Annotated in this window: 13 protein-coding genes and 1 tRNA gene; 11 read left to right on the forward strand and 3 right to left on the reverse strand. The window is 68.8% G+C overall.

Annotated elements, in window-relative coordinates; genetic code table 11:
• Positions 1-182 precede the first annotated feature (182 nt).
• A complete protein-coding gene (locus AC07F3_RS39740) occupies positions 183-1,238 on the forward strand; it encodes a UDP-N-acetylmuramate dehydrogenase (RefSeq protein WP_479119804.1) in 1,056 nt (351 codons plus the stop codon).
• Between the two features lie 95 nt (positions 1,239-1,333).
• Here the strand turns inward: AC07F3_RS39740 and AC07F3_RS39745 are convergent, their stop codons facing one another.
• Positions 1,334-1,966 carry an NAD(P)-dependent oxidoreductase gene (locus tag AC07F3_RS39745; protein WP_479119805.1) on the reverse strand — a complete coding sequence of 211 codons (633 nt, stop codon included), beginning with the start codon at positions 1,964-1,966 and terminating at the stop codon, positions 1,334-1,336.
• A gap of 88 nt (positions 1,967-2,054) precedes the next feature.
• On the opposite strand from AC07F3_RS39745, the gene AC07F3_RS39750 reads away from it, so the two are divergent.
• A complete protein-coding gene (locus AC07F3_RS39750) occupies positions 2,055-2,651 on the forward strand; it encodes a TetR/AcrR family transcriptional regulator (RefSeq protein WP_479119807.1) in 597 nt (198 codons plus the stop codon).
• A gap of 284 nt (positions 2,652-2,935) precedes the next feature.
• On the opposite strand, the gene AC07F3_RS39755 is transcribed toward AC07F3_RS39750, so the two are convergent.
• Both AC07F3_RS39755 and AC07F3_RS39760 read right to left on the reverse strand, forming a co-directional pair.
• A complete protein-coding gene (locus AC07F3_RS39755) occupies positions 2,936-3,958 on the reverse strand; it encodes an adenosine deaminase (protein ID WP_479119808.1) in 1,023 nt (340 codons plus the stop codon).
• A gap of 118 nt (positions 3,959-4,076) precedes the next feature.
• Positions 4,077-5,315 (reverse strand): pyridoxal phosphate-dependent aminotransferase, encoded by a 1,239-nt coding sequence (locus AC07F3_RS39760; protein ID WP_479119809.1) that lies wholly within the window; start codon positions 5,313-5,315, stop codon positions 4,077-4,079.
• A gap of 235 nt (positions 5,316-5,550) precedes the next feature.
• Here AC07F3_RS39760 and AC07F3_RS39765 point away from each other — a divergent pair.
• The 9 genes from AC07F3_RS39765 (at position 5,551) to rpoB (ending at position 14,996) form a co-directional block, all read left to right on the forward strand.
• Positions 5,551-5,623: transfer RNA gene (locus AC07F3_RS39765), tRNA-Trp, on the forward strand.
• 106 nt (positions 5,624-5,729) lie between these two features.
• Positions 5,730-6,026, forward strand: a complete 297-nt coding sequence (gene secE / locus AC07F3_RS39770; RefSeq protein WP_053731183.1) for a preprotein translocase subunit SecE — start codon at positions 5,730-5,732, stop codon at positions 6,024-6,026.
• Between the two features lie 75 nt (positions 6,027-6,101).
• A complete protein-coding gene (nusG, locus tag AC07F3_RS39775; protein ID WP_479119810.1) occupies positions 6,102-7,025 on the forward strand; it encodes a transcription termination/antitermination protein NusG in 924 nt (307 codons plus the stop codon).
• A gap of 182 nt (positions 7,026-7,207) precedes the next feature.
• Entirely contained in the window at positions 7,208-7,642 is a 435-nt protein-coding gene (gene rplK / locus AC07F3_RS39780) for a 50S ribosomal protein L11 (RefSeq protein WP_053731185.1), read from the forward strand.
• 115 nt (positions 7,643-7,757) lie between these two features.
• Positions 7,758-8,480: a 50S ribosomal protein L1 gene (gene rplA, locus AC07F3_RS39785; protein WP_189389527.1), complete on the forward strand. Its 723-nt coding sequence runs from the start codon at positions 7,758-7,760 to the stop codon at positions 8,478-8,480.
• A 184-nt stretch (positions 8,481-8,664) separates the two neighbouring features.
• The gene (locus AC07F3_RS39790) at positions 8,665-9,567 is read left to right on the forward strand and encodes an SCO4651 family lipoprotein (protein WP_479119811.1); all 903 of its coding nucleotides are present in this window, start codon (positions 8,665-8,667) and stop codon (positions 9,565-9,567) included.
• Positions 9,568-9,873: 306 nt separating this feature from the next.
• Positions 9,874-10,404 (forward strand): 50S ribosomal protein L10, encoded by a 531-nt coding sequence (gene rplJ / locus AC07F3_RS39795; RefSeq protein ID WP_479119812.1) that lies wholly within the window; start codon positions 9,874-9,876, stop codon positions 10,402-10,404.
• Between the two features lie 113 nt (positions 10,405-10,517).
• On the forward strand, positions 10,518-10,901 hold the full coding sequence (gene rplL / locus AC07F3_RS39800; protein ID WP_114037213.1) for a 50S ribosomal protein L7/L12: 384 nt from the start codon (positions 10,518-10,520) through the stop codon (positions 10,899-10,901).
• A gap of 609 nt (positions 10,902-11,510) precedes the next feature.
• On the forward strand, positions 11,511-14,996 hold the full coding sequence (gene rpoB, locus AC07F3_RS39805) for a DNA-directed RNA polymerase subunit beta (protein WP_114037212.1): 3,486 nt from the start codon (positions 11,511-11,513) through the stop codon (positions 14,994-14,996).

Genomic DNA, 14,996 nt, shown 5'->3' on the forward strand with positions numbered 1-14,996 from the left:
GACCCCGGCCCACCGCACCCGGCCGCACTGCCGACCGCAGGGCGGCGCCCTTCCCCGGCGGTGCGACGCCACCCGGACACCAGGTCCACCGGACCCTAAGACCCCGGGACCCTAAAGACCCCGGGACCCCGGGACCGCAGGGCGGCGACCCCCTCTCCCGGAGCCCCCGTACGCTGGACCCCGTGCAGGAACTCCACGACGCCCCCCTCGCCCCCCTGACCACCCTCCGCCTCGGCGGCCCGGCGGACCGGCTGGTCACGGCCACCTCCGACGCCGAGGTCATCGCCGCCGTACGGGAGGCAGACGACACCGGCACCCCCCTCCTCGTCATCGGCGGCGGCAGCAACCTGCTCATCGGGGACAAGGGCTTCGCGGGCACCGCCCTGCGCATCGCCACCCGAGGCTTCGACCTCGACGGCACCCGCCTCGAACTCGCCGCGGGCGAAGTGTGGAGCGACGCCGTGGCCAGGAGCGTCGAGGCCGGGCTCGCCGGCATCGAGTGCCTCGCCGGAATCCCCGGCTCCGCCGGCGCCACCCCGATCCAGAACGTCGGGGCGTACGGCCAGGAGGTGTCCAGCACCATCACCCAAGTCGTCGCCTACGACCGCCTCGACCGCGCCACCGTCACCCTCACCAACGCCGAGTGCGACTTCTCGTACCGCCACAGCCGCTTCAAGCAGCACCCCGACCGCTACGTCGTGCTGCGCGTCGTCTTCGAGCTGGAGGACGCGGGGGGCCTCTCCGCGCCGGTCAAGTACGCCGAGACCGCCCGCACCCTCGGTGTGGAGCCCGGCGACCGCGTCCCCGCCGCCACCGCCCGCGAGACCGTGCTGAAGCTCCGCGCGGGCAAGGGCATGGTGCTCGACCCGGAGGACCACGACACCTGGTCGGCGGGCTCGTTCTTCACCAACCCGATCCTCCCCAACGAGGCGTACGCGGCCTTCCTCGCCCGCGCCCAGGAACGCCTCGGCGCGGAGGTGACGCCCCCCGCGTGGCCCGTGGGCGCCGACCGCACCAAGACCTCGGCCGCCTGGCTGATCGACAAGGCGGGCTTCACCAAGGGGTACGGGACCGGCCCGGCCCGCATCTCCACGAAGCACACCCTGGCGCTGACGAACCGCGGCGGCGCCACGACGGAGGACCTGCTGGCGCTGGCCCGCGAGGTGGTCGCGGGAGTCGAGCGGGCCTTCGGAGTGACGCTGGTCAACGAGCCGGTGGCGGTCGGCGTGGAGATCTAAGAAGCGGGGCCCACCCCACGGATATGCCTGCGGGGGAGGAGCGCCCCGTGTCGCTCCTCCGCGTTCCTGCTCCGCGGATCACCCGGCGGGCCCGCTCAGTAGGCCACCCCCACCCCCTGCTTGACCGTCGCGGGGTCGCCGACGCACGCCAGCATGGCGTGGGCCACGTCCGCGCGGGCGATGGTCCGGCCCGCCTTGGGGTTGCCGCCGATGACGCGGCGGTACGCGCCGGTGAGCGGCTTGTCGGTGAGTTTGGGCGGGCGTACGGACGTCCAGTCCGTCGCACTGGCCGCCAACTCGGCCTCCATGGCGCGCAGATCGGCGTACACGTCCTTCAGGATCGCGCTGATCATGGACCGCATGCCGCGGTCGAGGAACCCGTCGCCGGGGGCCTCGGGGCCGACCGGCGCCGCGCTCACGACGACGAGGCGCCGGGTTCCCTCGGCCTCCATCGCGGCCAGCACCGAGCGGGTGAGCCGCGCGGTGATCCCGGCGTCCGAGCGCTTGCGGGCGCCGAGCCCGGACAGGACCGCGTCCCGCCCCGCGACCGCCTCGCGCAGCGACTCGGGGTCGGTCAGGTCGGCCTGGAAGACGGCCAGGCCCGGGCCGGTGACGGTGAGCCCGGCCGGGTCGCGCACCACCGCGGTGACCTCGTGGCCGACGGCCAGCGCCTGCTTGACGATTTGCTGCCCGATGCCCCCGGTGGCACCGAAAACAGTGAGCCTCATCGCGTCACCCTCCTAGGGTGGGTAAGTATTCACTCACCCCTAGAGTGGGTAAGCACTCACCCACAAGTCAAGCCCCGTTGGAGCCCCCATGCAGTCGCCGCCGGCCCGCGTCCGCATCGTCGACGCCGCGCACGAGCTCATGCACACCATCGGCCTCGCCCGCGCCACGACGAAGGAGATCGCGAAGGCGGCGGGGTGCTCGGAGGCGGCGCTGTACAAGCACTTCGCGAGCAAGGAGGACCTGTTCGTGACGGTCCTGAAGGAGCGGCTGCCGAAGCTGGGGCCGCTGCTCGAACGGCTCGCGGCGGAGCCGGGGGGCGGCTCGGTGGAGGAGAACCTGACCGAGATCGCCCGCCAGGCGGCGCTGTTCTACGCGGAGAGCTTCCCGATCGCGGCCTCGCTGTACGCGGACCCCCAGCTCAAGCGGCGCCACGACGAGGCCCTGCGCGAGCTCGGCTCGGGGCCGCACATGCCGCTGGAGTGGGTCGACGCGTATCTCCGTGCGGAGCAGCGGGCGGGGCGGGTGGGGGCCGACGCGGATACGTACGCGGCTGCGTCGCTGCTGCTGGGGGCGTGTGCGCAGCGGGCGTTCGCGTACGACATGACTGAGGCGGGGGGGCCTCCGCAGTCCTTGGACGCGTTTGCCCGTGGGGCGGCCCGGACGCTGCTGCGGGGGTTGGGGTAGGGGGCTTCTCGGCTCGATGCGGTTCGTTGTCCGCGGGCCGCGGTTGCTTTTTGCGCAGTTCCCCGCGCCCCTGGGGGTTGGGGGTCGGGCCGGGTTTCTTGTGCTCGGGGTGCGTGTGGTGCTGCCGCGGGTGGTTCGTTGTCCGCGGGCCGTGCGTGGCTGATCGCGCAGTTCCCCGCGCCCCTGGGGGGCTGGGGGGCGAGCCGGGGCGACCAGTCGGCGGCGCTGGTTTGTCGTGCGGCGGTGTGGGATGTCAGGTGCCGCGGTCGGCTCCCCGGGCGGGCTCACCCCTCGGCCAGCCACGCCTCCACTCCCGTGAGGAGTTGCTTCTGGGTGTCCGGGGGCGCGGCCGAGGCGCGGATCGACTGGCGGGCCAGTTCGGCCAGGGCGGGGTCGTCGAAGGCGTGGTGGTGGCGGGCGATCTCGTACTGGTCGGCCAGGCGGGAGCCGAAGAGGAGGGGGTCGTCGGCGCCCAGCGCCATCGGGACCCCCGCGTCGTACAGCACCCGCAGCGGCACGTCCTCGGGCTTCTCGTACACGCCGAGGGCGACGTTGGACGCCGGGCAGACCTCGCAGGTGACGCCCTTGTCGGCCAGGCGGCGCAGGAGCCGGGGGTCCTCGGCGGCGCGCACCCCGTGGCCCACCCGCCGCGCGTGCAGGTCGTCGAGGCAGTCGCGCACGGAGGCCGGGCCGGAGAGCTCGCCGCCGTGCGGGGCCGCGAGCAGACCGCCCTCGCGGGCGATCGCGAAGGCGCGGTCGAAGTCCCTTGCCATGCCCCGGCGTTCGTCGTTGGAGAGCCCGAAGCCGACCACGCCGCGATCGGCGTAGCGCACCGCGAGCCGGGCCAGGGTGCGGGCGTCCAGGGGGTGCTTCATGCGGTTCGCCGCGACCACCACGCGCATGCCGAGCCCGGTCTCGCGCGACGCGGAGTCGACCGCGTCCAGGATGATCTCCAGGGCCGGGATGAGGCCGCCGAGCAGCGGGGCGTACGAGGTGGGGTCGACCTGGATCTCCAGCCAGCCCGAGCCGTCCCGGACGTCCTCCTCGGCGGCCTCGCGCACCAGGCGCTGGATGTCCTCGGGGGCGCGCAGACAGGACCGTGCCGCGTCGTAGAGCCGCTGGAAGCGGAACCAGCCGCGCTCGTCGGTGGCCCGCAGCTTGGGCGGCTCGGCGCCGGTCAGTGCCTCGGGCAGCCGCACGCCGTACTTGTCGGCGAGCTCAAGCAGGGTCGCGGGCCGCATGGACCCGGTGAAGTGCAGATGCAGATGGGCCTTCGGCAGGTTTCGTACGTCGCGAACGTGCTCCATCCAGGGATCTTGCCGCACCGGGCCGGAATCCGGCAGCCCCTTTCCCCGATCGGGAGCGGCCCCGAACGCAGAAGCGGGCCCCGAGGGGCCCGCTTCAGGAGGCCGACCGGCCCGGAACCTAGTCCCGCGCCTCGGCCAGCAGCTTCTGGATGCGCGAGACGCCCTCGACGAGGTCCTCGTCGCCCAGCGCGTAGGAGAGCCGCAGGTAGCCCGGGGTGCCGAAGGCCTCGCCCGGGACGACCGCGACCTCGGTCTCGTCCAGGATGAGGGCGGCGAGCTCGGTGGAGGTCTGCGGGCGCTTGCCGCGGATCTCCTTGCCCAGCAGGCCCTTGACCGAGGGGTAGGCGTAGAACGCGCCCTCGGGGGTGGGGCAGACCACACCGTCGATCTCGCTCAGCATGCGCACCATGGTCTGGCGGCGCCGGTCGAAGGCCTCACGCATCTTCGCGACGGCGTCCAGGTTGCCCGTGACGGCCGCGAGGGCGGCGACCTGGGCCACGTTGCTCACGTTGGACGTCGCGTGCGACTGGAGGTTGGTCGCGGCCTTCACGACGTCCTTCGGGCCGATGATCCACCCGACCCGCCAGCCGGTCATCGCGAACGTCTTGGCGACGCCGTTGACCACGATGCACTTGTCGCGCAGCTCGGGCACGATCGCGGGCAGCGAGGTGAACGCGGCGCTGCCGTACACCAGGTGCTCGTAGATCTCGTCGGTCATGACCCACAGGCCGTGCTCGACGGCCCAGCGCCCGATCGCCTCGGCGTCGGCCTCGCTGTAGACGGCGCCGGTCGGGTTGGACGGGGAGACGAACAGGACGACCTTCGTACGCTCCGTGCGCGCCGCCTCCAGCTGCTCCACCGACACCCGGTACCCGGTCGTCTCGTCGGCCACAACCTCCACCGGCACGCCGCCCGCGAGCCGGATCGACTCCGGGTAGGTGGTCCAGTACGGGGCCGGGACGATGACCTCGTCGCCCGGGTCCAGGATCGCGGCGAAGGCCTCGTAGATCGCCTGCTTGCCGCCGTTGGTCACCAGGACCTCGGAGGCGTCGACCTCGTATCCGGAGTCGCGCAGCGTCTTCGCGGCGATCGCGGCCTTCAGCTCGGGCAGGCCCCCCGCCGGCGTGTAGCGGTGGTACTTCGGGTTGCGACAGGCCTCGACCGCGGCCTCGACGATGTAGTCGGGCGTCGGGAAGTCGGGCTCGCCCGCGCCGAAGCCGATGACCGGACGCCCGGCGGCCTTGAGGGCCTTGGCCTTGGCGTCGACGGCGAGGGTCGCGGACTCGGAGATGGCACCGATGCGCGCGGAGACCCGGCGCTCGGTGGGGGAGGAAGGCGGGGGAGTTGCAGCGCTCATGCGGGCCATGGTCCCAGACCTCCGCCGAGGGGAGCACCCGCGTTTCACGGACCGGTCAGCATGTGGACAGGCGTTTGAGCAGGCTCTGGCAAGGAGGGCGGGGAAGGGGTGCCGGGGCGGTCGGAAGGTGTTCAGGAGCGTGCTGTTCGACGCCGGGCCGCTGACCACGTACACTCACTGGCTGTTGGCCCTCAACGACCACATCGTTCGATGCGGTAGGTTGGGGGAACCACAAAGGGTCGTAGCTCAATTGGTAGAGCACTGGTCTCCAAAACCAGCGGTTGGGGGTTCAAGTCCCTCCGGCCCTGCTACACACACCTTCGCCAGGATGTGTGCGCATGTACGTACTTCAATGCACCGCCGTGCGGCTCCACCGGGCGCGGCACGGCCATGACCCGGAATCAGGTGAGAAGCGTGACGGACGCCGTGGGCTCCATCGACATGCCTGATGCCCAGGACGAGGCAGCGGAGTCCAAGGATTCGAAGAAGAAGGCCCGCAAGGGCGGTAAGCGCGGAAAGAAGGGCCCTCTGGGCCGTCTCGCGCTCTTCTACCGGCAGGTCGTCGCCGAACTCCGTAAAGTTGTCTGGCCGACACGCAGCCAGCTGACGACGTACACCTCCGTCGTGATCGTGTTCGTTGTCATCATGATTGGCATCGTGACGTTGATTGACTCCGGCTTCTCGCAGGTAGTCAAGTACGTCTTCGGCTGATCAGCGAAGGGCGCCCCTCATCGGCGCCCCTTTCGCATGTTCCACCCCATCTGTAGCCAGGAAGAAGCAGCCACCGTGTCTGACCCGAACCTGAACGACGCCATCGAGTCGGTCGAGTCCGTCGAGGACGAGCTCGAGATCACCGAGGCGGCCGACGAGGACGAGGCCGAGGCTGCCGACGCCGCTGCGGGCGAAGCGGCCGAAGAGGCTGCCCTGCACGTCGAGTCCGATGACGTCGAGGCCTCCGCGACCGAGTCCACCGAGGACGACGTTCTCGACGAGGCCGAGGCCTTCGACGAGGACGAGCTCGCCGACGCCGCTGAGGACGACGAGTCCGACGAGTCCACCGAGGAAGAGGAGCCGGCGGAGCCCGCCGCCCCCGTCGACCCGGTCGAGGCCCTGCGCCAGGAGCTCCGCTTCCTGCCCGGCGAGTGGTACGTCATCCACACGTACGCCGGTTACGAGAAGCGTGTGAAGGCCAACCTCGAACAGCGTGCCGTCTCGCTGAACGTCGAGGAGTTCATCTACCAGGCCGAGGTCCCCGAAGAGGAGATCGTCCAGATCAAGAACGGCGAGCGCAAGAACGTCCGGCAGAACAAGCTGCCCGGTTACGTTCTCGTCCGCATGGATCTGACGAACGAGTCCTGGGGCGTCGTCCGCAACACCCCCGGTGTCACCGGCTTCGTGGGCAACGCCTACGACCCGTACCCGCTGACGCTGGACGAGATCGTGAAGATGCTCGCCCCGGAGGCCGAGGAGAAGGCCGCCCGCGAGGCCGCCGAGGCCGAGGGCAAGCCGGCTCCGCAGCGCAAGGTCGAGGTCCAGGTCCTGGACTTCGAGGTGGGCGACTCGGTCACCGTCACCGACGGCCCGTTCGCGACGCTGCAGGCGACCATCAACGAGATCAACGCCGACTCGAAGAAGGTCAAGGGCCTCGTCGAGATCTTCGGCCGCGAGACCCCGGTCGAGCTCAGCTTCGACCAGATCCAGAAGAACTAGCGGCTCCGGCCGCCCGCGCTTTCTGGAACCAGCACTTCCGAGCAGGTCAGAGGGGCTCTCACAGCCCCTCTGACCTGCTCGGTTTTTAGCCGCGCAGCTATACCCGTTATCGTTGTGCGGTATGCCTCCATCCGGTTGATCGGATGCAGGCGGTTCACTCTCACTAGGACCCGGAGAGAGCAATGCCTCCCAAGAAGAAGAAGGTCACGGGGCTTATCAAGCTCCAGATCAACGCCGGTGCGGCGAACCCGGCCCCGCCGGTCGGCCCCGCGCTCGGCCAGCACGGCGTCAACATCATGGAGTTCTGCAAGGCCTACAACGCGGCGACCGAGTCGCAGCGTGGCTGGGTGATCCCGGTGGAGATCACGGTCTACGAGGACCGTTCCTTCACCTTCATCACCAAGACTCCGCCGGCCGCGAAGATGATCCTCAAGGCCGCTGGTGTCGAGAAGGGCTCCGGCGAGCCGCACAAGACCAAGGTCGCGAAGATCACCGAGGCCCAGGTCCGCGAGATCGCCACGACGAAGCTCGCCGACCTCAACGCCAACGACCTGGACGCCGCGTCGAAGATCATCGCCGGCACCGCCCGTTCCATGGGCATCACGGTCGAGGGCTGATCTCAGCTCACCCCCGTTTGACCCCCAGTGGTAGGGCCATGCGCTGGCCCACACCACGACTCCATGCCTGCCACGCGGCGCCAGCCGCATGGTGTTACTTCACACAGGAGCAGAAGTGAAGCGCAGCAAGACTCTCCGCGCTGCGGACGCCAAGATCGACGCGGACAAGCTGTACGCGCCGCTCGAGGCGGTCCGTCTCGCCAAGGAGACCTCCACGACCAAGTTCGACGGCACCGTCGAGGTCGCCTTCCGCCTGGGTGTCGACCCGCGCAAGGCCGACCAGATGGTCCGTGGCACCGTGAACCTCCCGCACGGCACCGGTAAGACCGCCCGGGTCCTGGTCTTCGCGACCGGCGACCGTGCCGAGGCCGCGCTTGCCGCGGGCGCCGACATCGTCGGCTCCGACGAGCTCATCGACGAGGTCTCGAAGGGCCGTCTGGACTTCGACGCCGTCGTCGCCACCCCGGACCTCATGGGCAAGGTCGGCCGCCTCGGCCGCGTGCTCGGTCCCCGTGGCCTGATGCCGAACCCGAAGACCGGTACGGTCACCCCCGACGTCGCCAAGGCGGTCGAGGAGATCAAGGGCGGCAAGATCGAGTTCCGCGTCGACAAGCACTCGAACCTGCACTTCATCATCGGCAAGGTGTCCTTCGACGACGCCAAGCTGGTGGAGAACTACGGTGCGGCTCTGGAGGAGATCCTCCGTCTGAAGCCGTCCGCCGCCAAGGGCCGGTACATCAAGAAGGCGACCATCACCACCACGATGGGCCCCGGTATCGCGCTCGACTCGAACCGCACCCGCAACCTCCTCGTCGAGGAGGACCCGGCCGCCGTCTGATCCTCCGGATCGGCAGCAGTCGCGGGTTCGCGCGCTGAGCTGTACTGAGACCGGCCCCCGCACCTCGTCAGAGGAGCGGGGGCCGGTTTTTTCGTGTGCCCTTGTCAGTGGCAGCGGTTAGGCTCTTCGGAGTTTGCCGATTCATTACCGATGCGCGGCACCAGCAGATCCTGGGGGGATCCACATGCGTCACATCCACCGCAACGCCGCTGCCGCCGTGCTGGCCGGTGTTCTGGTCACCGGCCTCGCCGCCTGTTCCGGCGGCGACAAACCGGCCGCGGGCAAGTCGGCCGAGGGCTCCGCGGACCAGGCGGCCGGGAAGCCCGCCGAGGCGACGTTCGCGGCGGCTGTGAAGCGCGCGGCCGCCAAGAACAGCGAGCTGACGTCGTTCTCGTACACGATGACCGGGAAGGTGCCCGACGCCGGCGCCGTCGAGGCGAGCGCGTCGATGAGCATGAAGCCGCTCGCGATGCAGATGAAGGCCAAGGGCGGCTCCGGGGGCGAGTCCGGCGAGTTCGAGATCCGCTTCGTCGACAACGCCATGTACATGAACGCGGGCGAACCGGTGGACGGCAAGTCCTGGTTCAAGCTCGACCTGTCCGCCCTGGGGAAGCAGGGTGGCAGCAACCCCCTGGCCGGCCTCGGCGGCCAGGCGGACAAGAACCCGGCCGAGGAGTCCAACAACCTGACCGCCGCCAAGGACCTCAAGAAGATCGGCGAGGAGACGGTCGACGGCGTGAAGACCACGCATTACGCGGGCACCGTCACCCTCGACCAGCTGCGCGACAGCCTCAAGGGGAAGGACGCCGCCGCCAAGGGCCGCGCGGAGAAGTCCCTGAAGCAGTACGAGGAGTGGGGCGTCGGCTCGCTGCAGATGGACATGTGGATCGACGGACAGGACCACACCAAGCAGTTCCGGACGCAGGCCACGGCCGCCAAGGGCCCGCTGGACATGACCGTCAAGTTCCTGGACTACAACAAGCCGGTCACCGTGCGGGCCCCGCAGCCGGACCAGGTCGCCGACCTTGCCGAGATGATGAAGGGTGCCACCGCCGGCGCCACCGCGGGCGGCGCCGGCACCGCCTGACGGCCACGGATCCGGACGGCCCGCGCCGGGTCCCTATGAGCGGATTTGCTCGACCCGGGCCCCGTAACGTACGCTTCCCCAGAAGCCAAAGACCGCTGGTCGTTGCCGTGCTCTCAATCGAGGGGGCGGTGGCCGAAGGATCCGCTGGATGCGGACGACCCGCGCAGGTGACCGTGGAAAGTTCCTGGATGTTCCTCTTCTGAGTGCAGCTGGTTGAGCTACGCCCCGTGCGCCTGCGCCGGGGCGTTTCGTATTGTTCAGCCCCTTCTGAGCGGTCCTCATCACCCGGAAGGAGGCCGACGCTCTATGGCAAGGCCCGACAAGGCTGCCGCGGTAGCCGAGCTCGCGGACCAGTTCCGCAGCTCGAACGCCGCCGTGCTGACCGAGTACCGGGGTCTCACCGTGGCGCAGCTCAAGACGCTGCGTCGTTCGCTCGGTGAGAACGCCCAGTACGCCGTGGTGAAGAACACGCTGACCAAGATTGCGGCCAACGAGGCCGGGATCACTTCGCTCGACGACCAGTTCAACGGTCCGACGGCGGTTGCCTTCATCACCGGTGACCCGGTGGAGTCGGCGAAGGGTCTTCGTGACTTCGCCAAGGAGAACCCGAACCTGATCATCAAGGGCGGTGTCCTTGATGGCAAGGCGCTGTCCGCCGATGAGATCAAGAAGCTTGCGGACCTCGAGTCCCGCGAGGTTCTGCTCAGCAAGCTGGCCGGCGCGTTCAAGGGCAAGCAGTCCCAGACTGCCTCGCTCTTCCAGGCGCTGCCGTCGAAGCTCGTCCGCACCGCGGAAGCGCTTCGCGTCAAGCTCGCCGAGCAGGGCGGTGCCGAGTAACTCGGCTCGCGCATTGATCGCGGCCCACTAGGGGCGCGGTCGCAGCGGGCCGAACGTACGCCCGCCTACATGTACATCCGGCACCCGCCGAATTAGTGGAAGGATCGCCCATCATGGCGAAGCTCAGCCAGGAAGACCTGCTCGCCCAGTTCGAGGAGATGACCCTCATCGAGCTCTCCGAGTTCGTGAAGGCCTTCGAGGAGAAGTTCGACGTCACCGCCGCCGCGGCCGTCGCCGTTGCCGGCCCCGCCGCCGGTGGCCCGGCCGCCGAGGCCGTCGAGGAGCAGGACGAGTTCGACGTCATCCTCGAGGGTGCTGGCGAGAAGAAGATCCAGGTCATCAAGGTCGTGCGCGAGCTGACCTCCCTGGGTCTGAAGGAGGCCAAGGACCTCGTCGACGGCACCCCGAAGCCGGTCCTCGAGAAGGTCGCCAAGGAGGCCGCTGACAAGGCTGCCGAGTCCCTCAAGGCCGCTGGCGCCTCCGTCACGGTCAAGTAACACCTCGCGGGTCCCTGACCCGCACCGTCCCGCAGGCGCGCCCGCGCGCCGCCGGACACCGCCAAGGGCGATCACCCATCCGGGTGGTCGCCCTTCGGCGTACCCGTGACGCCTGCCTTGCACGCGGCTCGTCGGGGAGTATGGTGATCTTCGCCGTCTGCTCGGCGAGGACGCAGGCGTACGCCCCGCAACGGCTCCCGCGGCGATCTCCGGGGAGCGGAGGGGTCTTGACGAACCGCACGCAGCGCGCAATTCTCAGGACGCGTCGTCACAACGATCCGGATCCGAGGCATGGATCGACGGCGAAGAGGGCAGTACTAATCTGCGTCTGCGCGGCGCACGGCTGACCGAGGTACCGAGGTACTTGAGAAGAGCAATGCGGGTCTCGAAAAATCCGCCCTGGACATCAGTGTGCCGAGTGGCTACACTGTCCCTTTGCGCTGCCTGTTAGCTGTCCCCTGCCCGTCACCAGGGGCATGCCCTCGCTTGAGCACCTCGGATTGAACCGCCCTGACCTGGCTTTTCCGGCCGAATCAGAAACGTCTCTCTCTGTGCCCACGTGGGACCGGTACGCGCGTAGTGAGTCCGAGCCCTCGGAAGGACCCCCTCTTGGCCGCCTCGCGCAACGCCTCGACCGCCAATACGAACAACGGCGCCAGCACCGCCCCGCTGCGCATCTCCTTTGCAAAGATCAAGGAGCCCCTCGAGGTTCCGAACCTTCTTGCGCTGCAGACCGAGAGCTTTGACTGGCTGCTCGGCAATGCCGCTTGGAAGTCTCGGGTCGAGGCCGCTCTCGAGAGTGGACAGGACGTCCCCACGAAGTCCGGTCTGGAGGAGATCTTCGAAGAGATCTCCCCGATCGAGGACTTCTCCGGGTCGATGTCGCTGACCTTCCGCGACCACCGCTTCGAGCCGCCGAAGAACTCGATCGACGAGTGCAAGGAGCGCGACTTCACGTTCGCGGCCCCGCTCTTCGTCACCGCAGAGTTCACCAACAACGAGACCGGCGAGATCAAGTCCCAGACGGTCTTCATGGGCGACTTCCCGCTCATGACCAACAAGGGCACCTTCGTCATCAACGGCACCGAGCGTGTCGTCGTGTCGCAGCTGGTCCGCTCGCCGGGTGTCTACTTCGACTCCAACATCGACAAGACGTCCGACAAGGACATCTTCACGGCCAAGATCATCCCGTCCCGGGGTGCCTGGCTCGAGATGGAGATCGACAAGCGCGACATGGTCGGTGTCCGCATCGACCGCAAGCGCAAGCAGTCCGTCACCGTTCTCCTGAAGGCTCTCGGTTGGACCACCGAGCAGATCCTCGAGGAGTTCGGCGAGTACGAGTCGATGCGCGCCACCCTGGAGAAGGACCACACCCAGGGCCAGGACGACGCGCTGCTCGACATCTACCGCAAGCTGCGTCCGGGCGAGCCGCCGACGCGCGAGGCCGCTCAGACGCTGCTCGAGAACCTCTACTTCAACCCGAAGCGCTACGACCTCGCGAAGGTCGGCCGCTACAAGGTGAACAAGAAGCTCGGCGCCGACGAGCCGCTGGACGCCGGCGTGCTCACCACCGACGACGTCATCGCGACCATCAAGTACCTGGTCAAGCTGCACGCCGGTGAGACCGAGACGGTCGGCGAGTCGGGTCGGAACATCGTCGTCGAGACCGACGACATCGACCACTTCGGCAACCGTCGTCTGCGCAACGTCGGCGAGCTCATCCAGAACCAGGTCCGTACGGGTCTGGCTCGTATGGAGCGCGTCGTGCGCGAGCGCATGACGACCCAGGACGTCGAGGCGATCACGCCGCAGACCCTGATCAACATCCGGCCGGTCGTCGCCTCCATCAAGGAGTTCTTCGGCACCAGCCAGCTGTCGCAGTTCATGGACCAGAACAACCCGCTGTCGGGTCTCACCCACAAGCGCCGTCTGTCGGCGCTCGGCCCGGGTGGTCTCTCGCGTGAGCGTGCCGGCTTCGAGGTCCGTGACGTGCACCCGTCCCACTACGGCCGCATGTGCCCGATCGAGACGCCCGAAGGCCCGAACATCGGTCTGATCGGTTCGCTCGCCTCGTACGGCCGCGTCAACGCGTTCGGCTTCATCGAGACGCCGTACCGCAAGGTCGTCGACGGCCAGGTCACCGACGAGGTCGACTACGTCACCGCCGACGAGGAGGACCGCTTCGTCATCGCGCAGGCCAACGCCGCGCTCAACGACGAGATGCGGTTCACCGAGCCGCGCGTCCTGGTTCGCCGCCGTGGTGGCGAGGTCGACTACGTGCCCGGCACCGAGGTCGACTACATGGACGTCTCGCCGCGCCAGATGGTGTCGGTCGCGACCGCCATGATCCCGTTCCTCGAGCACGACGACGCCAACCGTGCCCTCATGGGCGCGAACATGATGCGTCAGGCCGTGCCGCTGATCACGTCCGAGGCGCCGCTCGTCGGCACCGGCATGGAGTACCGCTGCGCGGTCGACGCCGGTGACGTCATCAAGGCGGAGAAGGCGGGTGTCGTCCAGGAGGTCTCCGCGGACTACATCACCGTCGCCAACGACGACGGCACGTACACCACGTACCGGATCGCCAAGTTCTCCCGCTCCAATCAGGGCACCTCGGTCAACCAGAAGGTTGTCGTCGACGAGGGCGCCCGCGTGATCGAGGGCCAGGTCCTGGCCGACGGTCCCGCCACCCAGCAGGGTGAGATGGCGCTGGGCAAGAACCTGCTCGTGGCGTTCATGCCGTGGGAGGGTCACAACTACGAGGACGCGATCATCCTGTCGCAGCGCCTCGTGCAGGACGACGTCCTCTCCTCGATCCACATCGAGGAGCACGAGGTCGACGCCCGTGACACCAAGCTCGGCCCGGAGGAGATCACCCGGGACATCCCGAACGTCTCCGAGGAGGTCCTCGCCGACCTCGACGAGCGCGGCATCATCCGTATCGGTGCCGAGGTCGTCGCCGGCGACATCCTCGTCGGCAAGGTCACGCCCAAGGGCGAGACCGAGCTGACGCCGGAGGAGCGCCTGCTCCGCGCGATCTTCGGTGAGAAGGCCCGCGAGGTCCGTGACACCTCGCTGAAGGTGCCGCACGGCGAGACCGGCAAGGTCATCGGCGTCCGCGTCTTCGACCGTGAAGAGGGCGACGAGCTGCCGCCGGGTGTGAACCAGCTGGTTCGCGTCTACGTGGCGCAGAAGCGCAAGATCACGGACGGTGACAAGCTCGCCGGCCGTCACGGCAACAAGGGTGTCATCTCCAAGATCCTGCCCATCGAGGACATGCCGTTCCTCGAGGACGGGACCCCGGTCGACATCATCCTCAACCCGCTCGGTGTCCCGTCCCGAATGAACCCGGGGCAGGTCCTGGAGATCCACCTCGGCTGGCTCGCCAGCCGCGGCTGGGACGTCTCCGGTCTGGCCGACGACTGGGCCAAGCGTCTGCAGGCCATCGGCGCCGACCAGGTCGCCGCCGGTACCAACGTCGCGACCCCGGTCTTCGACGGTGCCCGCGAGGACGAGATCTCCGGTCTCTTCGAGGCCACGATCCCCAACCGCGACGGCGACCGCCTGGTCCGCCCGTCCGGCAAGGCGCAGCTCTTCGACGGCCGCTCCGGCGAGCCGTTCCCGGACCCGATCTCGGTCGGGTACATGTACATCCTGAAGCTGCACCACTTGGTCGACGACAAGCTGCACGCCCGCTCGACCGGTCCGTACTCGATGATCACCCAGCAGCCGCTGGGTGGTAAGGCCCAGTTCGGTGGCCAGCGCTTCGGTGAGATGGAGGTGTGGGCGCTGGAGGCATACGGCGCCGCGTACGCCCTCCAGGAGCTGCTGACCATCAAGTCCGACGACGTCACCGGCCGTGTGAAGGTCTACGAGGCCATCGTCAAGGGCGAGAACATCCCCGAGCCCGGCATTCCCGAGTCCTTCAAGGTGCTCATCAAGGAAATGCAGTCGCTCTGCCTCAACGTGGAGGTGCTGTCCTCGGACGGCATGTCCATCGAGATGCGCGACACGGACGAGGACGTCTTCCGCGCTGCGGAGGAGCTCGGTATCGACCTGTCCCGGCGCGAGCCGAGCAGCGTCGAAGAGGTCTGA

It is taken from the genome of Streptomyces sp. NPDC045846 (genome assembly GCF_056431605.1).